Genomic DNA, 19,035 nt, shown 5'->3' on the forward strand with positions numbered 1-19,035 from the left:
CGAGAGTGGATGTGAGCAAACGAGCCTATAACTTCTGCGCAGGTCCCGCTGCGCTACCTGAAGCTGTCCTGTTGCGTGCCCAGGCTGAATTGCTGGATTGGCATGGCAAGGGCCTGTCGGTCATGGAAATGAGCCATCGCAGCGATGAGTTCGTTTCCATTGCCACCAAGGCCGAGCAGGATCTGCGTGATCTGCTGAATATCCCCTCGAACTATAAAGTGCTGTTTCTGCAAGGCGGCGCCAGCCAGCAATTTGCCCAGATCCCACTGAACCTGCTGCCCGAGGGTGGCAAGGCCGACTATGTCGACACCGGTATCTGGTCGCAGAAAGCCATTGAAGAAGCCTCCCGCTACGGGCAGGTGAATGTGGCGGCCACTGCCAAGCCTTACGACTATTTCGCAATTCCCGGCCAGAACGAATGGCAGCTGTCGCCAGATGCGGCCTACGTGCACTACGCGCCGAACGAAACCATTGGCGGCCTGGAATTCAACTGGATCCCGGAAACCGGCGACGTTCCCCTGGTGGCCGACATGTCGTCCGACATCCTCTCGCGCCCTGTGGATATCTCCCGTTTCGGCATGATCTACGCTGGCGCGCAGAAGAATATCGGCCCCAGCGGCATCCTGGTGAACATCATTCGCGAAGACCTGCTGGGGCGTACCCGTTCGCTGTGCCCGACCATGCTCGACTACAAGGTCGCGGCGGACAACGGCTCGATGTACAACACGCCGCCGACCCTGGCCTGGTATTTGTCCGGCCTGGTGTTCGAATGGCTCAAGGAGCAGGGCGGGGTTGAAGCCATCGCCAAGCTCAATGAGGCCAAGCAGCGCACCCTGTACGATTTCATCGACGCCAGCGGCCTGTACAGCAACCCGATCAACAAGACCGACCGCTCCTGGATGAACGTACCGTTCCGTCTGGCCGACGATCGCCTGGACAAACCGTTCCTGGTGGGCGCCGAGGCTCGCGGCCTGTTGAACCTCAAGGGCCACCGCTCGGTGGGTGGCATGCGCGCTTCCATCTACAACGCCGTGGACATCAACGCAGTCAATGCGCTGGTGGCCTACATGGCGGAGTTCGAGAAGGAACACGGCTGATGTCTGAGCAAGAACTCAAGGCTCTGCGCCTGCGTATTGACGCCTTGGACGAGAAGGTCCTGGAGCTGATCAGTGAGCGCGCGCGCTGTGCCCAGGAAGTGGCGCGGGTCAAGATGGGCTCCCTCGCCGAAGGCGAAGTGCCGGTGTTCTATCGTCCCGAGCGTGAAGCCCAGGTGCTCAAGCGGGTGATGGAGCGCAACCAGGGGCCGCTGGGCAATGAAGAGATGGCGCGTTTGTTCCGCGAAATCATGTCTTCGTGCCTGGCCCTGGAGCAGCCATTGAAAGTGGCCTACCTCGGTCCTGAAGGTACCTTCACCCAAGCCGCGGCCATGAAGCACTTCGGTCATGCGGTGATCAGCAAGCCGATGGCAGCGATCGATGAGGTGTTCCGTGAAGTGGCGGCCGGCGCCGTGAACTTCGGCGTGGTGCCGGTGGAAAACTCCACCGAGGGTGCGGTGAACCACACTCTCGACAGCTTCCTCGAGCACGACATGGTGATCTGCGGTGAAGTCGAACTGCGCATTCACCATCATCTGCTGGTGGGTGAGAACACCAAGACCGACAGCATCAGTCGCATTTATTCCCATGCCCAGTCCCTGGCCCAGTGCCGCAAGTGGCTGGACGCCCATTACCCGAATGTCGAGCGCGTGGCGGTGTCCAGCAACGCCGAGGCGGCCAAGCGGGTCAAGGGCGAGTGGAATTCGGCGGCGATCGCCGGCGACATGGCGGCAGGCCTGTATGGCCTGACGCGCCTGGCAGAGAAAATCGAGGATCGTCCGGACAACTCCACGCGCTTTTTGATGATCGGTAATCAGGAAGTACCGCCGACCGGCGACGACAAGACCTCGATCATCGTGTCCATGAGTAACAAGCCCGGTGCCTTGCACGAGCTGTTGGTGCCATTCCACGACAATGGCATCGACCTGACGCGAATCGAGACCCGACCTTCGCGCAGTGGCAAATGGACCTATGTGTTCTTCATCGACTTCGTCGGCCACCACCGTGATCCGTTGGTCAAGGGTGTGCTGGAAAAGATCAGTCAGGAAGCAGTAGCACTCAAGGTGCTGGGTTCCTACCCGAAAGCGGTTCTCTGAGGCTTTAACAATGAGTGGCGACTTCCTCGCACTGGCACAACCAGGCGTGCAACAACTTTCGCCTTACGTTCCGGGCAAGCCCGTGGACGAACTGGCCCGTGAGCTGGACATCGATCCGGCCACCATCGTCAAGCTGGCGAGCAATGAAAACCCGCTGGGCGCCAGCCCCAAGGCCCTGGCGGCGATTCGTGACGAGCTTGCCGAGCTGACCCGTTATCCGGATGGCAATGGTTTTGCCCTCAAGTCCCTGCTGGCCGAGCGCTGCGGCGTGGAAATCGACCAGGTGACCCTGGGCAACGGTTCCAACGACATTCTGGAGCTGGTGGCTCGTGCCTACCTGGCGCCTGGCTTGAATGCGGTGTTCAGCGAGCACGCATTTGCCGTCTACCCCATCGTTACCCAGGCTGTCGGAGCCCAGGCTCGCGTGGTTCCGGCCAAGAACTGGGGGCATGACCTGCCAGCCATGCTCAAGGCGATCGATGATCGGACCCGCGTGGTGTTCATCGCCAACCCGAACAACCCGACCGGTACCTGGTTCGGTGCCGAGGAACTGGACGAGTTTTTGCAGGATGTACCGGCCCACGTGCTGGTGGTGCTGGACGAGGCCTATATCGAGTACGCCGAAGGCAGTGACCTGCCGGATGGCCTGGACTTCCTGGCGGCCTACCCGAACCTGCTGGTTTCGCGAACCTTCTCCAAGGCTTATGGCCTGGCAGCCCTGCGGGTCGGTTATGGGCTGTCGACCCCGGTGGTGGCGGATGTGCTGAACCGTGTGCGCCAGCCTTTCAATGTCAACAGCCTGGCCTTGGCTGCGGCTTGCGCCGCACTTGAGGATGTGGACTACCTGGCCGAGAGTCGTCGTCTGAACGAGGCCGGCATGCAGCAGTTGGAGGCGGGGTTCCGTGATCTGGGCCTGAGATGGATTCCTTCCAAGGGCAATTTCATTGCCGTGGACCTGGGGCGTGAGGCTGCTCCGATCTTCCAGGAGTTGTTGCGCGAGGGGGTGATCGTGCGTCCGGTGGCCAACTACGGCATGCCAAATCATTTGCGCATCACCATCGGCCTGCCGGCGGAAAATACTCGTTTCCTTGAGGCCTTGGCCAAGGTTCTGGCCCGTGCTTGATGTCATTCCAATGCAATCTGCTGTGCCTATGATCGGTCGCCTGGTGGTGATCGGCCTGGGGTTGATTGGCGGTTCCTTTGCCAAGGGTTTGCGTGAAAGTGGCCTGTGTCGTGAGGTAGTCGGTGTCGATCTGGATCCGCAGTCCCGCCAGTTGGCGGTCGAACTGGGGGTGGTGGATCGCTGTGAAGAGGATCTGGTCCTGGCTTGCCAGGGCGCCGATGTGATTCAACTGGCGGTGCCGATCCTGGCCATGGAAAAGCTGCTGGCTCTGCTTGCCGGCATGGATCTGGGCCAGGCGGTGCTGACCGACGTCGGCAGCGCCAAAGGCAATGTGGTGCGCGCTGCACAAGAAGCTTTCGGCGGCATGCCTGCACGCTTTGTCCCGGGGCACCCCATTGCGGGCTCCGAGCAGAGTGGTGTGGAAGCCTCCAACGCGCAGCTGTTTCGTCGACACAAGGTGATCCTGACGCCTCTGGAGCAGACTGATGCCGCGGCGCTGGACCTGGTCGACAGGCTTTGGCGTGAGCTGGGGGCGGATGTCGAGCACATGCAGGTCGAGCGTCACGATGAAGTCCTGGCGGCGACCAGCCATTTGCCGCACCTGCTGGCGTTCGGTCTGGTCGATTCCCTGGCCAAGCGCAGTGAAAATCTCGATATCTTCCGTTACGCTGCGGGCGGGTTCCGCGATTTCACGAGAATCGCCGGCAGCGACCCGGTCATGTGGCACGACATCTTCCTTGCCAATCGCGAGGCGGTACTGCGCACACTCGATACATTTCGCAACGACCTCGACGCTCTGCGTGACGCGGTCGATGCAGGGGACGGGCATCAATTGTTGGGCGTATTCACTCGCGCCCGGGTTGCCCGCGAGCATTTCGGTAAAATCCTGGCCCGCCGGGCCTATGTGGACGCTATGAACTCCAACGATCTGATTTTCCTGGCAAATCCTGGTGGCCGCCTGTCTGGGCGGATTCGTGTACCGGGTGACAAGTCGATTTCTCACCGCTCGATCATGCTTGGCTCGCTGGCTGAGGGCACCACTGAAGTGGAAGGTTTCCTCGAGGGCGAAGATGCTCTGGCGACCTTGCAGGCTTTCCGCGACATGGGCGTGGTCATCGAAGGGCCGCATCATGGTCGTGTGACCATTCATGGTGTTGGCTTGCACGGCTTGAAGCCGGCTCCAGGGCCGATCTACCTGGGGAACTCCGGTACCTCGATGCGCCTGCTGTCGGGCTTGCTGGCTGCACAAAGCTTTGACAGCACGTTGACTGGCGATCCGTCCCTGTCCAAGCGTCCGATGAATCGTGTGGCGAACCCGCTGCGGGAAATGGGCGCGGTCATTGAGACGGCTGCCGAGGGTCGCCCGCCGATGGTGATTCGTGGCGGTCACAAGCTCAAGGGGCTGACCTATACCTTGCCGATGGCCAGTGCGCAGGTTAAGTCCTGCCTGTTGTTGGCAGGTTTATATGCCGAAGGAAAAACCACGGTCACCGAGCCGGCTCCGACCCGTGACCATACCGAGCGCATGCTGCGTGGCTTCGGCTACTCGGTGAGTGTCGACGGCGCCACGGCTTCGGTCGAATCCGGCGGCAAGCTCAAGGCAACCCATATTGAGGTGCCTGCGGACATTTCTTCCGCGGCGTTCTTCCTGGTGGCTGCATCCATTGCCGAAGGTTCCGAACTGGTGCTGGAGCACGTGGGGATCAACCCGACCCGTACAGGTGTGATCGATATCCTGCGGTTGATGGGCGCTGACATTCGTCTGGAAAACCAGCGCGAAGTGGGTGGCGAGCCGGTTGCCGATCTGCATGTGCGCGCCGCCAAGCTCAAGGGGATCGAGATTCCCGAAGAGTTGGTACCGCTGGCAATCGATGAGTTCCCTGTGTTGTTCGTCGCGGCCGCTTGCGCCGAAGGGCGCACGGTGCTGCGTGGCGCTGAAGAGCTGCGGGTCAAGGAGTCTGACCGTATCCAGGTGATGGCTGATGGCCTGCTGACCCTGGGGGTCAAGTGCGAACCGACCCCGGACGGCATCATCATTGAGGGTGGCCAGATCGGCGGCGGGGAGGTTCATGGGCATGGTGACCACCGTATCGCCATGGCTTTCAGTGTCGCCTCGCTGCGCGCCAACGCGCCGATCCGCATTCATGACTGCGCCAACGTCGCGACCTCGTTCCCGAACTTCCTTGCGCTGTGCGCGCAGGTGGGGATCCGTGTCACGCAAGAGGCTCAGTCGTGAATATCAAGGCGCCGGTGATCACCATCGATGGGCCGAGTGGTTCGGGTAAGGGCACCATTGCTGGCAAGCTGGCCAAGCATCTGGGCTGGTGTCTGCTGGACTCCGGAGCGCTGTACCGGCTGCTGGCGTTCGCTGCGCGCAATCATGGCGTCGATCTGACCAATGAAGAGTCGCTGAAATTGTTGGCGGCTCACTTGGATGTGCAGTTTCTCGGGGCTACTGAGAACCATCCGCAGCGGATCATTCTTGAGGGTGATGACGTGACGGATGATCTACGCAACGAGCAGGTCGGGGCCTGGGCTTCTCAGGTTGCGGCGTTGCCTGCTGTGCGAGACGCCCTGCTGCAGCGTCAGCGTGCCTTTCAGGAGCCGCCGGGGTTGGTTGCCGATGGCCGCGACATGGGAACCGTGGTGTTTCCCGACGCTCCGTTGAAGATTTTCCTGACTGCCAGTGCCGAGGAGCGTGCTCGTCGCCGTTACTTGCAGTTGAAGGGAAAGGTCGATGGTGTTAGTCTGTCGAGTCTGCTAGATGAGATCCGTACGCGTGATGAGCGCGATACCCAGCGAGCGGTGGCCCCGCTCAAGCCGGCGGCTGACGCCATACAGCTGGATTCCACGGAGTTGTCCATCGATCAGGTGTTGCAACGCATCTTGAGTGAAATCGCCATTCGCGATATCACCGGGTGAACAAGAAGGGTTGCAGGGGACCAGTCATAGTCCTGCGATCGTTCTTTTATATGAACGTAACCCACATCGTCTGGGATGTGGCAGATGGGCGGATTCTTCGCCCTTATCAACAGGAATTAAAATGAGCGAAAGCTTTGCGGAACTCTTTGAAGAAAGCCTAAAAACCCTGAACCTTCAGGCAGGCTCCATCATCACCGGTGTTATCGTCGACATCGACTACCAAGCGCGTTGGGTAACCGTTCACGCTGGTCTGAAGTCTGAAGCGCTGATCCCGCTTGAGCAGTTCTACAACGATGCTGGCGAACTGTCCATCAATGTTGGTGATGAAGTTCACGTTGCTCTGGATTCGGTTGAAGACGGCTTTGGTGAAACCAAGCTCTCCCGTGAAAAAGCCAAGCGCGCTGAATGCTGGATCGTTCTGGAAGCAGCCTTCGCAGCCGAAGAAGTGGTCAAGGGCGTTATCAACGGTAAGGTTAAAGGCGGCTTCACTGTCGACGTTAACGGCATCCGTGCGTTCCTGCCAGGTTCTCTGGTTGACGTCCGTCCAGTGCGCGACACCACGCACCTGGAAGGCAAAGAGCTCGAGTTTAAAGTCATCAAACTCGACCAGAAGCGCAACAACGTTGTCGTTTCCCGCCGCAGCGTCCTCGAAGCCGAGAACTCCGCTGAGCGTGAAGCTCTGCTGGAATCCCTGCAGGAAGGTCAGCAAGTCAAAGGTATCGTCAAGAACCTCACCGATTACGGCGCATTCGTCGATCTGGGTGGCGTCGATGGCCTGCTGCACATCACCGACATGGCTTGGAAGCGTATCAAGCATCCTTCCGAAATCGTCAACGTTGGCGACGAGATCGATGTCAAGGTTCTGAAGTACGATCGCGAGCGCAATCGTGTTTCCCTGGGCCTGAAGCAACTGGGCGAAGATCCATGGGTTGCTATCAAGGCTCGTTACCCAGAAAGCACCCGCGTTACCGCTCGTGTAACCAACCTGACCGACTACGGCTGCTTCGCTGAGCTGGAAGAAGGCGTGGAAGGCCTGGTACACGTTTCGGAAATGGACTGGACCAACAAGAACATCCACCCTTCGAAAGTCGTACAAGTCGGCGACGAAGTGGAAGTTATGGTTCTGGACATCGACGAAGAGCGTCGTCGTATCTCCCTCGGCATCAAGCAGTGCAAGTCGAACCCATGGGAAGACTTCTCTGGCCAGTTCAACAAGGGCGATAAGATCTCCGGCACCATCAAGTCGATCACCGATTTCGGTATCTTCATTGGTCTGGACGGCGGCATCGACGGTCTGGTTCACCTGTCCGACATCTCCTGGAACGAAGTGGGCGAAGAAGCCGTACGCCGTTTCAAGAAGGGCGACGAGCTGGACACCGTTATCCTGTCGGTTGACCCAGAGCGCGAGCGTATCTCCCTGGGTATCAAGCAACTGGAAAGCGATCCGTTCTCCGAGTACGTCCAAGAGAACGACAAAGGCGCAATCGTTAAGGGTGTTGTAAAAGAAGTTGACGCCAAAGGCGCCATCATCACCCTGGCTAACGATATCGAAGCTACTCTGAAAGCCTCCGAAATCAGCCGTGACCGCATCGAAGATGCGCGTAACGTTCTGAAAGAAGGCGAAGAAGTTGAAGCCAAGATCATCAGCGTTGACCGTAAGAGCCGTGTAATCCAGCTCTCGATCAAGTCGAAAGACGTTGAAGACGAGAAAGAAGCTATCCAGAGCCTGCGCGACAAGCCAGCTGCTTCGGATATCGCTGCTGGTCCTACCACTCTGGGTGACCTGCTGCGTGCACAAATGGAAAAGCAGAACTAAGTTCTGTCAGACCATAAAAAGGGCGACTTCGGTCGCCCTTTTTTATGCCTGAAATTCGAGAGGGTGGGAGCAGGGTGCTGGGGAAACCAATCTGTGCAATGAGTTGTCTCTTTCTTAGGTGGGTTGGCTGCCGTGTCAGGGTCTAGGCTTACCCAATGGGTGCATTATTCAAGCAGCATAAGCTGCCTTAAGGAAGAGCATGAGCAGGTTGGGTGTCGTGGTTTTGATTCTTCTTTTGGCTGGGTGTACGACCAATGTAAAGACCCATGCGGTACGCGGGCTCAGTGGTATAGAGATCGACTGTTCGGGGCTGGGGTCGGATTGGGACAAATGCTACAAGCGTGCTGCGCGTGAGTGTAAGGCCAATGGCTACAAGGTCATTACCAAGTCCAGTGATGCCAAGGATGAGGAGGGGGATTATCCCTTCGGTTGGAATCCGGCGGGTTATCTGACCCGAACGATGCTGGTCATGTGTCGATAGGGCGGCTTTGCGTTTTTGTCACTGCATCTTCTACAAGAAAGGAGTTTGTATTGGCGTCGCAGATGGGCTGTTCAAAACCCTCAGAGCATGCTAAAACCTTTGAAGCACTGACCTAGCTGCTTGAAAAAGAAGGGAAAAATATGACGAAGTCGGAGTTGATCGAACGAATTGTCACCCATCAAGGGCTGCTCTCATCCAAGGATGTCGAGTTGGCGATAAAGACGATGCTTGAACAGATGTCTCAATGCCTAGCCACTGGCGATCGAATTGAGATCCGAGGCTTTGGTAGCTTTTCGCTTCACTATCGCGCACCTCGGGTAGGTCGTAACCCAAAAACAGGTCAGTCAGTCAGCTTGGATGGAAAGTTCGTTCCCCACTTTAAGCCGGGTAAGGAGCTTCGTGATCGAGTTAACGAAGAGGAGGGGGACGGCCTGTAAGCCTAAGATAAAAACACTCTAGATGAAGTCGCTTTTAGTATGCTTTTCATTCGCAGAGTAAGGCGGAATGCTTTTCGTTGATCGAATAGGTCTTTGGCTTGAGTGGGGTTGCTTTTAAGCTATTTAGAGTACTGGTCCTGGGTTTCTCCTAGCGATTTCCTTGTTTCTACCGTCTTAAAATCCCGCAGGGTTGATTGTTTTTCTTTCAGCCGAAGTGGGCTATGAGTATTTTTTGATTTCGGATGATGCTTTGCGATGGCAGTTCTGCTGCTTGCGCGACTATCTTGAGCTGTGTCTGCGGTATTCTGCATCGCATTGTATTCAGGGTAGGATGTTTTTTTGATGGATAGTATGGCTCGGCAGGTTGTTGGCGGCGCATAATGTAATTTTCGAGTGTTTCAGATACTACTCTGTGGCGCCAGTTTTAGAAGGTACGGTAGATAATGGCCAGGATCCTTTTGACGGGAGCATCCGGTTTTGTAGGTGGCGCTGTTCATGAGTGTTTATCTAAAAATTCGCCCCATAAGTTAACTGTTGTGGTGCGAAAGCCCATTCCGGCTTTAGTGGCTACCACGTCTGTTACTCAGGTAGAACAGATTGATGGTCTGACGGACTGGAGTTCGATATTGCTCGATTGCAATGTCGTAGTGCATGCGGCTGCCCGTGTCCATGTAATGCATGAGTCCTCACTCGATCCACTCGAGGCCTTCCGGAAGGTCAATGTGGAAGGGACGCTAAATTTGGCTCGCCAGGCTGCCCAGCGTGGTGTAGGTCGATTCGTTTTTATCAGTTCCATCAAGGTTAACGGTGAGGGGACACCACTCAATGTTCCTTATACTGCTGATGATGAGCCTGCCCCTACAGATCCATACGGTATTTCCAAAATGGAAGCGGAAAAGGGCTTGACTATCATTGCCTCTCAAACGGGAATGGAAGTTGTAATTATTCGCCCAGTTCTTGTATACGGCCCTGGCGTTAAAGCTAACTTTTTTAATATGATGCGTTGGTTGTATAAGGGAATTCCTTTACCTTTTGGGGCAATAGATAACCGCCGAAGTTTGGTAGCATTAGATAATTTGGTGGATCTGATTGTTACGTGTATTGATCATCCGTTAGCTGCCAATCAGGTGTTTTTAGTTAGTGATGGTGAAGACCTTTCGACAACCGAACTGCTGAAAAGAATGGGTGGCGCATTGGGTAAACCTGCTCGTCTGCTGGCCATACCTAGTGGGATCTTGAGTTTTAGTGCTGCATTGTTGGCTAAAAAGTCCATTTCCCAACGGCTGTGCGGGTCTCTTCAGGTGGATATATCAAAGAATCGTGAGCTGTTGGGGTGGGCTCCTCCTCTGAGTGTAGATAAAGCACTTGATGCTACAGCGAAATACTTTATTGATAGTTGTGCTTGAGTTTTAACGCATTTTAAGAGGCTTTTTGGTTTGAAGGGTGTGATTCTAATGATTATCGATTTTACATGCGCTTTAAGGATTAAAGTTACATGGTGATTTGGTTATTTATGTTAGTGGTGGCCAGTGTGTCGCTTCTGCTAACTTGGGTGTTGCGACGCTATGCTCTAGCTCGCAGCTTGATGGACGTTCCCAATAGTCGCAGCTCTCATACCGTGCCTACCCCCAGAGGGGGGGGCGTTGCAATTGTCCTGAGCTTTCTGGCTGCTGCGCCTCTGCTGAGCGTGCTGGTAGATGTTCCTCTGCTTTCCATAGGGGCTTTATGGGGAGCAGGTGCATTGATAGCTGTAGTTGGTTTTTTAGATGATCATGGGCATATAGCAGCGCGTTGGAGACTGCTCGCGCATTTTATCGCGGCGATCTGGGCTCTGACCTGGCTAGGTGGATTGCCTGCGATTAATGTACTTGGCATGGATCTCAATCTTTCATGGTTGGGACATATCTGCGCAGTTTTTTATCTGGTCTGGATGCTCAATCTATACAACTTCATGGATGGTATTGATGGGATTGCCAGTGTTCAGGCAGTGAGTACATGTCTTGGTGCCTGCTTAATTTACTGGTTTGCTGATGCTCCATCATTGATTTGGCTGCCACTGTTATTGTCGATGGCAGTGCTGGGTTTTCTTTACTGGAACTTCCCTCCTGCACGTATTTTCATGGGGGACGCTGGCAGCGGTTTTCTTGGGCTTGTTCTGGGGATTCTTTCCGTACAGGCAGCCTGGGCATCCTCGCGCTTTCTTTGGGTATGGTTGATTCTTCTTGGCGTCTTCATTGTTGATGCGACCTTTACTCTGACTCGGCGGTTAGTTCGCGGAGACAAGGTCTATGAAGCTCATCGTAGTCATGCTTATCAGTTCGCCTCCCGCCAGTTTGGTCGGCATCTACCAGTGACCTTGGCGGTCTTGGCTATCAATACACTCTGGCTTCTGCCAATCGCCATAGGCGTGGGGCTGTTCGGGTTGGATGGTATTATTGGTCTAGTACTGGCTTACGCGCCGCTGGTTTTTCTTGCTTTCAGGTTTCGGGCGGGTGAGTTGGAGAAAACAGACTGATACTGTCTAGTATTCGGGACTGCCAAATAGGGCGCTTTCCATCAGTATGCAACATAGATCGAGGCTGAAGGCCGAGGTTCGAAAAAGGAATTATGGATAAGATACGAACACTTCTGTTGAGGCTCCCGCGGCGGCAGAAGAGGGTGCTGCAGGTGGTCACCGACATTTTGCTGGTGTGGGTCGCTCTATGGATGGCATTTGTCGTCAGGTTGGGTTTTGACGATCTGAACAATCCTTTCATTGTGCATTTCTGGCTATTCGCCAGCGCTCCTATAGTTGCCATTCCTCTGTTCATTCGGTTCGGGATGTATCGCGCCGTCATGCGTTACTTCGGTAACGATGCTCTTATTGCTATCGTCAAGGCCGTAACCCTGTCGGCTTTGACTCTCGCGCTGGTGGTCTATGTGTATAGCAATCACCAGACCGTGGTGCCGCGCTCAATCGTATTCAACTATTGGTGGTTGAGTATGGTGATGATTGGCGGACTTAGGCTGGCGATGCGTCAGTACTTTCTTGGTGACTGGTTCACCACCGCCCAGCATGTACCCTTTACCAATCGTGATGATGGTTTGCCTAAGGTGGCTATCTACGGTGCTGGAGCGGCAGGCAATCAACTGGTGGCGGCGTTGCGATTGGGGCGGTTGATGCGTCCTGTGGCCTTTATCGATGATGACGGCAGTATTGCTGATCGGATGATCGCCGGGCTGCAGGTGTATAAACCCAAGCATTTGCAGCAAATGATTGATGACACGGGGGCAGAAGAGATTCTCCTGGCCGTTCCCTCATCCAGTCGTAGCCGTCGAAGAGAAATTCTGGGGTATTTGGAAGGATTCCCCTTACATGTACGAAGTGTTCCCGGTTTCATGGATCTGGCCAGTGGCCGAGTGAAAGTCGATGACATTCAAGAGGTGGACATAGCTGACCTGCTTGGGCGTGACGCGGTCCCGGCTCAAGTTGACCTGTTGGCGCACTGTATCAAGGGGCAGACAGTTCTGGTGACAGGTGCTGGAGGGTCTATCGGTTCTGAGCTTTGTCGGCAGATTCTGCTCCAGGGCCCTAGCACGCTAATATTGCTCGATCACAGTGAGTTCAATCTTTACAGTATCTTGTCCGAACTTGAGCAGCGTGTATCGAGAGAGTCTCGGCTTGTAAAACTATTGCCAATTCTTGGTTCGGTACGCAACTACGAAAAGTTGCTGTCAGTCATGAAAACCTGGAGCGTCGATACGGTTTATCACGCTGCTGCATATAAGCATGTTCCGATGGTAGAGCATAATATCGCTGAAGGTGTACTTAATAATGTCATGGGGACGCTCAATACCGCGCAGGCCGCACTGCAATGTGGTGTAGCCAACTTTGTATTGATTTCTACGGATAAGGCGGTTCGCCCAACCAATGTCATGGGTAGCACCAAACGACTGGCGGAGCTTACGTTGCAGGCGTTGAGCAAGGAGCTGGCCCCGGTTCTATTCGATGATTTGTCAAATGTGTCACGGGTTAATAAAACTCGTTTCACCATGGTCCGCTTCGGGAATGTACTGGGCTCTTCAGGTTCGGTTATTCCGCTATTCCATAAGCAGATCAAGTCTGGTGGCCCGTTGACGGTCACGCATCCAAAGATCACACGTTATTTCATGACCATCCCAGAGGCTGCCCAATTGGTCATTCAGGCAGGTTCGATGGGGCAGGGCGGGGACGTATTTGTATTGGATATGGGCGAGCCAGTCAGAATTGTCGAGCTGGCAGAAAAAATGATTCATCTTTCTGGGCTGAGTGTTCGCTCGGAGAAAAATCCTCATGGTGATATCGCGATTGAATTTACTGGCTTGCGGCCTGGTGAAAAGCTTTACGAAGAGTTGCTGATTGGAGACAACGTCGCCGCTACTCAGCACCCGATGATCATGAGTGCCAACGAGGATCATCTACCGTGGGAAACACTCAAGCTGAAGCTCGCTGAACTCCTTGCAGCACTTGAGTTGGACGACTATGCAAGAGTTCGCCAGTTGCTTCGCGAGACCGTAAGTGGCTACACACCGGATGGTGAAATCGTCGACTGGGTCTATCAGCAGCGTCGTCTCAAACCTTGAATCTACATAAGCAGTAACTCTCTGGCTTTTGATTTGCTCGTGGCATCAACCTAGGTTTGGAAGGCAGCTTTGGAAAGCTGCTTTCCTTACTCGATGTCATGGAGCGTCACTATGCGTAACTCTTTTTTCACCTCATTGATCTTTGCTTTTCTCGCCAGCTTTGCACTTGTCACTCAAGCAGCGCCGGGTCCTAAGACCCAGCCCGGTTCTGCGCAAGTGGCGGAGCAGGCGCCGATTCAAGCGAGCAAGGTCAACCTCAATACGGCGGATGAGGCTGTGCTGCAACGCGAGCTTTTTGGGGTGGGGGCTGCCAAGGCCAAGGCGATTGTCGCTTATCGGGAAGAAAATGGGCCCTTTGCTTCGGTGGACGAGTTGCTGGAGGTCAAGGGGATTGGCAGGGCAATTCTGGAACGAAATCTGGATAAGCTCGAAGTCAATTGAGTTCTTCCGCATAACGTTTGAAGGCCGGTCTCTGACCGGCCTTTTGCATTTCATGGGTGGGGTAGCTGACAGTGAATCTCTATTGCCTGGATTGATCATTTTCATGATGACTCGAAAATATTATGGTAATAATATTTTTCGGGCGCCAAATGCTTCTGGCCGAAGGCGCTCATTACTTTCATGCATTGTCAGGAGTCCAGCTATGAGTTCGATTCAATCCCAAGGTACAGCATTGGTCACTGGGGCCTCATCCGGTATTGGAGCGGTTTATGCCGAGCGACTGGCGGCGCGAGGTTTTGATTTGTTGCTGGTTGCTCGGGATGAGGGACGTTTGAAGGTGGCAGCCAATGCGTTGAGCGATAAATATAACGTGCAAGTGGAGGTGTTGAAGGCGGATTTGACGCTCAAGAAGGACTTACTGAATGTCGAGCGACGTTTGCGCGACGACTCCCGTATCAGCTTGCTGCTGAACAATGCGGGAGTAGCTGCCAACGGGGCTTTGGCTGGCGCCGACCTGGATCAGATGGAGCACATGATTCAGCTCAATGTAGTGGCACTGACCCGGCTGGCCGGGGTGGCTGCAACGAGTTTCTCTGCGACTGGGCGTGGGGCGATTATCAATATTGCCTCGGTGGTGGCCTTGATTCCTGAGCGTTTCAACGCGACTTATAGTGCAACCAAGGCATATGTACTCAGTTTGACTCAGTCGCTGCAGGCTGAGTTGAAGGGCAGCGGGGTTCGTGTACAGGCTGTCTTGCCGGGTGTCACTCGTACCGAAATCTGGGAGCGTTCAGGGCTCGATGCCAAGGCCATTCCGGCGGAAATGGTGATGGAGGTACAGGAGATGGTCGATGCGGCATTGAGCGGCTTGGATCAGGGTGAGTTGATTACATTGCCTTCGCTACCCGATCCTGCGGATTGGCAGGCTTTGGTGGCGGCGCGCTTGGCTCTTGGCCCCAATCTGTCCAGGAGCAGTGCGGCCGCTCGCTATAAATGAGAAGAGTAGGTTGGAGCGGATCGCTTCAGCGCCGCTCCTGTTCCTTCAGGCCCTCGCGAACCACCTCCAGTATCCGAGTTCCCAACTCCGGGTTTTCCACGCTACGAGAAAGCATGAGTGCACCGACCAAGGTGGACATGAGCATCAGGCTTCGCTCGGCTTTCTGTTCGCCTTCCAGCACCGATTCTAGTTGTTCCAGCCTGGTGTTGAGCACCTCATCTGTAGTCGCACTGGGTTGTCCGCGCTGGCCGAGTTCCGAGCTCATGGTCGGTAGCGGGCAGCCTTGATGAGGGGACTTCTGGTGCCACTCGCAGAGGTAGTTATCGATAAAGGCTGGCAGTGGATGCTCTTGTGCGAACAGTGCAGCGCAATGGGCGTCCAGCTCTTGGGCGGCGGCGCGCAGGGCTTCTTCTACCAGTTCATCCTTGGACTTGAAGTGGGAATAGAAGCCGCCATGGGTCAACCCCAGGGCTTTCATCAGGGGCTGTAGACCTGTTGCACCTATCCCGTCACGCCGAAAACGTTCTGAAGCTTCCTTGATAATGCGTTGATGAGTCTGGGCTTTATGGTCTGGCGAGTAACGCATTTGAGAAACCTCCGCAACTAGAAGACCATTTTAACCAAGGATTCTCAGATCATGCCCCTACTTCTAGGCAGGGATTGTCAGCGTTGACAGCTTCCCGACAGCTTTTCGTGAGGGCATAAGGGGTGATTGAAGTTGGCACGATAAGTGATTACCTGCTGTTCATGAGTTGTTGAACAATCGTGAGGTGCCCCATGAGCGACGGACTATCCCTGGCGGACCACATTACTGTGGAACTGCGGGCTGACATCATCGGTGGTCGTTTATTACCCGGAATGGCGCTGGTGGAAAGCGAGCTGGTCAGTGCCTATAACGCCTCACGCAATACCATCCGTGAAGCCCTGCACCGCCTGGGGCAGGAAGGGCTGACCTGGTACGTGCGGCACAAAGGCGTGGTGGTCCGTCGCCTTGGTGCTGATGACGTGCGGGATCTGTTCCGAGTGCGCCGTACCCTGGAGTTGCAGGCCATCGCCAATGCTCGCCCGCTACGCGAGTACCAGTCCGATCGCATGCTCGATGCCATCGAAGCGGCGGAGCTTGCCCGGGAGCGCGAGGACTGGCGCGCCGTGGGAACCCATGGCCTGCGTTTTCACCAGCATGTGGTGGGGTTGCTGGGCTCGCCACTATTCGATGAGTTCTTCACCAACGTGGTGGCGCAGTTGCGCCTGGTGTTTTGTACGGCGCCGGATGAGGCGCGGTTTCAGGCGCCCTGGCTGGTCCGTGACCGACAGATCCATGAATGGCTTCTGGAGGGTGACAAGGCGGCCGCCATCGAGGCCATGGAGTTGTACCTGGACGACTCGGAGCGCCTGCTGTTGGACATGCTCAACCAATCCCTGTGTCACTGAATGAGGGCGATACCCATGTACAAAGACTATCCAGCGGCTTATCAGGTCAGCAAAGGTTCGGCGCTACAGGTGGACAAGGCGTTTTACGAACGCATTCGGCACAATCAGGGCCAACGCCATCTGATCGAGCAGTTCGAGGTTCCGATCCGTACCGGACGCGCCTGGAAGGTGCCCGCCGGGCACGTATTTCGGGTGACCACCCCGGTAGGGCCGCAGGTGGGCGACTTCAACGTATGGAATGCCAACGATCCGCGTGAGCGCCTCTGGGCCGCGCGCACCCGGCAGTTGCAGGGGGCGCATGTCAGTACCCACGACCGGCTCTGGTCGAACCTGCCTTTTCTGCGGCCGCTGGTGACCATCACCGATGACAGCCTGGCCCATTACGGCATCGACGAGCATGGTGGCCGCCTGCACGATCTACTGGGTACCCGTTGCGACCCCTATGTGAATCGCATGCTTACCGGCGAGGACTTTCACCATCACTGCCATTCCAACCTGACGCGGGCAGTGCTGCCTCATGGCCTGACCGAGTTCGATGTGCATGATGTGTTGAACATCTTCCAGTGCACGGGCCTGAACCATGACGACATGTACTTCATGAAGGCCTGCCCGGCGCAGAAGGGGGATTATCTGGAGTTCTTCGCCGAAATCGACCTGCTCTGTGCATTGTCGACCTGTCCGGGCGGAGATCTGTCCTTGCCGATGTGGGGGCCTGAAGCCCAGGACCCGTTAAGCGTGTGCCGTCCACTGGGAGTGGAAATCTATCGTCTGGACGAGTCGCTGCTCGAAGGCTGGAGCCAGCCGCAACGTGCAGCCTATAAGGGCCAGCACGGGTTGCACATTGCCAAGGCCGAATGGGAGCGCTGAGCTTCCAGGCAGCCCCTGCACGTTAGGGTGAAGGGGCTCTAGGCTTAACGATCCTGCGCTTCCTTGGCATCCATTTGTGCGTTGCGCTCGGCCACGCGCTTGCGTTGCTCATCGGTCAGCTCGACCTTGTTGGCGGTGTCGCGCAGCATCATCAAGCCGCCAACGATAGAACCGATAGCAACCACCAGAATCAACCAGGCATACCAGGGCATAGGGCTCTCCTTAATGGGCAGTAGCCCGCAGGCGAAGGTTCGCCTTCGGGCCTGCCTATAACGCTTTGAGTTAAAGCGCTTCGCAGTGGTTCCATTGTATGCCTGATCCGCCGGGTGCGAGCAGAGCGCGGTTCAACGGCCGGTGAGCATGGCGTCCACCGGTGCGTCGGCCCGCAGTTGCCCGGTCAGCAGGAAGTAGATGAAGCCCAGGGCCATGAACACCAGAAATATCAGGCCGATCAGGGCATTGAACCAGGCCATGGCCACCAGGCAGACCGCGGCGAGTGCCAGGGCGATGGCCGGCACCAGCGGGTAGCCCGGGGCGCGGAAGCTGCGTGGCAGATTCGGTTCCGCCCTGCGCAGTTTGAACAGGCTGAGCATGCTCATGATGTACATCACGATGGCACCGAACACCGCCATGGTGATCATGGCGGCAGTGAGGGTCATGCCGCCAAGGTTGATCAGGCCATCGCTGTAGATGGCGGCGATGCCGATCAGGCCGCCGGCGATGATCGCCCGATGTGGCGTCTGAAAGCGCGACAGCCTGGCCAGGGAGGCAGGCAGGTAACCGGCCCGGGCCAGGGCGAAGAACTGGCGCGAGTAGCCGAGAATGATCCCGTGGAAACTTGCCACCAGGCCGAACAGGCCGATCCATACCAGCATGTGCAGCCAGCCGGAACTGTCACCCACAACGGTCTTCATCGCCTGGGGCAGCGGGTCGTTGATGTTCGACAAGCTGCGCCAGTCCCCCACGCCGCCGGCGAAGAACATCACCCCCATGGCCAGCAGCACCAGGGTCAGGATGCCGCTGATATAGGCTTTGGGAATGGTGCGCTTGGGGTCCTTGGCTTCTTCGGCAGCCATGGCCGCGCCTTCGATGGCCAGGAAGAACCAGATGGCAAAGGGAATGGCGGCGAACATCCCGGCAATTGCCGGGGCGCCGAAGGCGTCCGCGCCTGCCCAGCCGTTGAGGGCGAAGTTGCTGAAGCTGAAGGCCGGGGCCACCACGCCCATGAACACCAGGAGTTCGGCCACCGCCAGCACGCAGACCACCAGTTCAAAGGTGGCTGCCAGTTTCACCCCGAGAATGTTCAGGCCCATGAATACGATGTAGGCGCCAACCGCGGCATGTTTCGGATCCAGGGCCGGGAATTGCACGTTCAGGTAAGCGCCGATGGCCAGGGCGATGGCGGGAGGGGCGAAGACGAATTCGATCAGGGTGGCCAGCCCCGCGATCAAGCCGCCTTTTTCACCAAAGGCGCGACGGCTGTAGGCAAACGGGCCGCCGGCGTGGGGAATCGCCGTGGTCAGCTCGGTGAAACTGAATATAAAGCAGGTATACATGGTCGCCACCATCAGCGAGGTCACGAGAAACCCCAGGGTTCCTGCCACGCCCCAGCCATAGCTCCAGCCGAAGTACTCCCCGGAAATCACCAGTCCGACTGCGATGCCCCATAAATGCAGCGTGCCCAAGGTGGGCTTGAGTTGTGTGTTCATCGGTTGCTCCCTGAACGA

At 56.3% G+C, this 19,035-nt stretch carries 18 protein-coding genes; 15 read left to right on the forward strand and 3 right to left on the reverse strand.

The genetic code is table 11. The features are described from left to right. Nucleotides 1-11 precede the first annotated feature (11 nt). The 13 genes from serC to AC1RGE_RS20560 all read left to right on the forward strand — a co-directional run bounded on the left by serC (nucleotide 12) and on the right by AC1RGE_RS20560 (nucleotide 15,010). Nucleotides 12-1,097: a 3-phosphoserine/phosphohydroxythreonine transaminase gene (gene serC, locus AC1RGE_RS20500; RefSeq protein ID WP_492584909.1), complete on the forward strand. Its 1,086-nt coding sequence runs from the start codon at nucleotides 12-14 to the stop codon at nucleotides 1,095-1,097. Continuing rightward, on the forward strand, nucleotides 1,097-2,191 hold the full coding sequence (gene pheA, locus AC1RGE_RS20505; RefSeq protein WP_011062583.1) for a prephenate dehydratase: 1,095 nt from the start codon (nucleotides 1,097-1,099) through the stop codon (nucleotides 2,189-2,191). The genes serC and pheA overlap by 1 nt, the downstream gene beginning before the upstream one ends. Before the next feature lie 10 nt (nucleotides 2,192-2,201). After that, nucleotides 2,202-3,314 carry a histidinol-phosphate transaminase gene (hisC, locus tag AC1RGE_RS20510; RefSeq protein WP_011062582.1) on the forward strand — a complete coding sequence of 371 codons (1,113 nt, stop codon included), beginning with the start codon at nucleotides 2,202-2,204 and terminating at the stop codon, nucleotides 3,312-3,314. 28 nt (nucleotides 3,315-3,342) lie between these two features. Then, nucleotides 3,343-5,550: a bifunctional prephenate dehydrogenase/3-phosphoshikimate 1-carboxyvinyltransferase gene (locus AC1RGE_RS20515; RefSeq protein ID WP_053153150.1), complete on the forward strand. Its 2,208-nt coding sequence runs from the start codon at nucleotides 3,343-3,345 to the stop codon at nucleotides 5,548-5,550. Further along, the gene (cmk, locus tag AC1RGE_RS20520) at nucleotides 5,547-6,236 is read left to right on the forward strand and encodes a (d)CMP kinase (RefSeq protein ID WP_072442823.1); all 690 of its coding nucleotides are present in this window, start codon (nucleotides 5,547-5,549) and stop codon (nucleotides 6,234-6,236) included. Before AC1RGE_RS20515 ends, cmk begins: the two co-directional genes overlap by 4 nt. A gap of 121 nt (nucleotides 6,237-6,357) precedes the next feature. Continuing rightward, complete coding sequence (rpsA, locus tag AC1RGE_RS20525) at nucleotides 6,358-8,052, forward strand: 30S ribosomal protein S1 (RefSeq protein ID WP_007931318.1); 1,695 nt, start codon at nucleotides 6,358-6,360, stop codon at nucleotides 8,050-8,052. Between the two features lie 199 nt (nucleotides 8,053-8,251). After that, complete coding sequence (locus tag AC1RGE_RS20530) at nucleotides 8,252-8,533, forward strand: hypothetical protein (protein WP_072442825.1); 282 nt, start codon at nucleotides 8,252-8,254, stop codon at nucleotides 8,531-8,533. Nucleotides 8,534-8,673: 140 nt separating this feature from the next. Continuing rightward, entirely contained in the window at nucleotides 8,674-8,970 is a 297-nt protein-coding gene (gene ihfB, locus AC1RGE_RS20535) for an integration host factor subunit beta (RefSeq protein ID WP_072442827.1), read from the forward strand. A 443-nt stretch (nucleotides 8,971-9,413) separates the two neighbouring features. Beyond that, nucleotides 9,414-10,376 carry a UDP-glucose 4-epimerase family protein gene (locus tag AC1RGE_RS20540; protein WP_492584911.1) on the forward strand — a complete coding sequence of 321 codons (963 nt, stop codon included), beginning with the start codon at nucleotides 9,414-9,416 and terminating at the stop codon, nucleotides 10,374-10,376. Between the two features lie 89 nt (nucleotides 10,377-10,465). Beyond that, complete coding sequence (locus tag AC1RGE_RS20545) at nucleotides 10,466-11,485, forward strand: MraY family glycosyltransferase (protein ID WP_011062578.1); 1,020 nt, start codon at nucleotides 10,466-10,468, stop codon at nucleotides 11,483-11,485. A gap of 92 nt (nucleotides 11,486-11,577) precedes the next feature. After that, nucleotides 11,578-13,572, forward strand: a complete 1,995-nt coding sequence (locus tag AC1RGE_RS20550; RefSeq protein WP_492584913.1) for a polysaccharide biosynthesis protein — start codon at nucleotides 11,578-11,580, stop codon at nucleotides 13,570-13,572. A 111-nt stretch (nucleotides 13,573-13,683) separates the two neighbouring features. Beyond that, entirely contained in the window at nucleotides 13,684-14,013 is a 330-nt protein-coding gene (locus AC1RGE_RS20555; protein ID WP_011062576.1) for a ComEA family DNA-binding protein, read from the forward strand. Between the two features lie 202 nt (nucleotides 14,014-14,215). Then, nucleotides 14,216-15,010 (forward strand): SDR family NAD(P)-dependent oxidoreductase, encoded by a 795-nt coding sequence (locus tag AC1RGE_RS20560; RefSeq protein WP_492584915.1) that lies wholly within the window; start codon nucleotides 14,216-14,218, stop codon nucleotides 15,008-15,010. Between the two features lie 25 nt (nucleotides 15,011-15,035). On the opposite strand, the gene AC1RGE_RS20565 is transcribed toward AC1RGE_RS20560, so the two are convergent. Next, a complete protein-coding gene (locus AC1RGE_RS20565; protein ID WP_072442838.1) occupies nucleotides 15,036-15,596 on the reverse strand; it encodes a TetR/AcrR family transcriptional regulator in 561 nt (186 codons plus the stop codon). A gap of 191 nt (nucleotides 15,597-15,787) precedes the next feature. On the opposite strand from AC1RGE_RS20565, the gene AC1RGE_RS20570 reads away from it, so the two are divergent. After that, on the forward strand, nucleotides 15,788-16,441 hold the full coding sequence (locus AC1RGE_RS20570) for a GntR family transcriptional regulator (RefSeq protein WP_492584917.1): 654 nt from the start codon (nucleotides 15,788-15,790) through the stop codon (nucleotides 16,439-16,441). Between the two features lie 15 nt (nucleotides 16,442-16,456). Further along, nucleotides 16,457-17,308, forward strand: a complete 852-nt coding sequence (locus tag AC1RGE_RS20575) for an urea carboxylase-associated family protein (RefSeq protein ID WP_011062572.1) — start codon at nucleotides 16,457-16,459, stop codon at nucleotides 17,306-17,308. 44 nt (nucleotides 17,309-17,352) lie between these two features. On the opposite strand, the gene AC1RGE_RS20580 is transcribed toward AC1RGE_RS20575, so the two are convergent. Then, nucleotides 17,353-17,520 (reverse strand): DUF2897 family protein, encoded by a 168-nt coding sequence (locus tag AC1RGE_RS20580; RefSeq protein ID WP_011062571.1) that lies wholly within the window; start codon nucleotides 17,518-17,520, stop codon nucleotides 17,353-17,355. Nucleotides 17,521-17,652: 132 nt separating this feature from the next. Continuing rightward, nucleotides 17,653-19,017 carry an ethanolamine permease gene (gene eat, locus AC1RGE_RS20585; protein WP_011062570.1) on the reverse strand — a complete coding sequence of 455 codons (1,365 nt, stop codon included), beginning with the start codon at nucleotides 19,015-19,017 and terminating at the stop codon, nucleotides 17,653-17,655. Nucleotides 19,018-19,035: the final 18 nt, after the last annotated feature.

The sequence above is a fragment of the Pseudomonas sp. GW823-FHT02C05 genome (genome assembly GCF_058797595.1).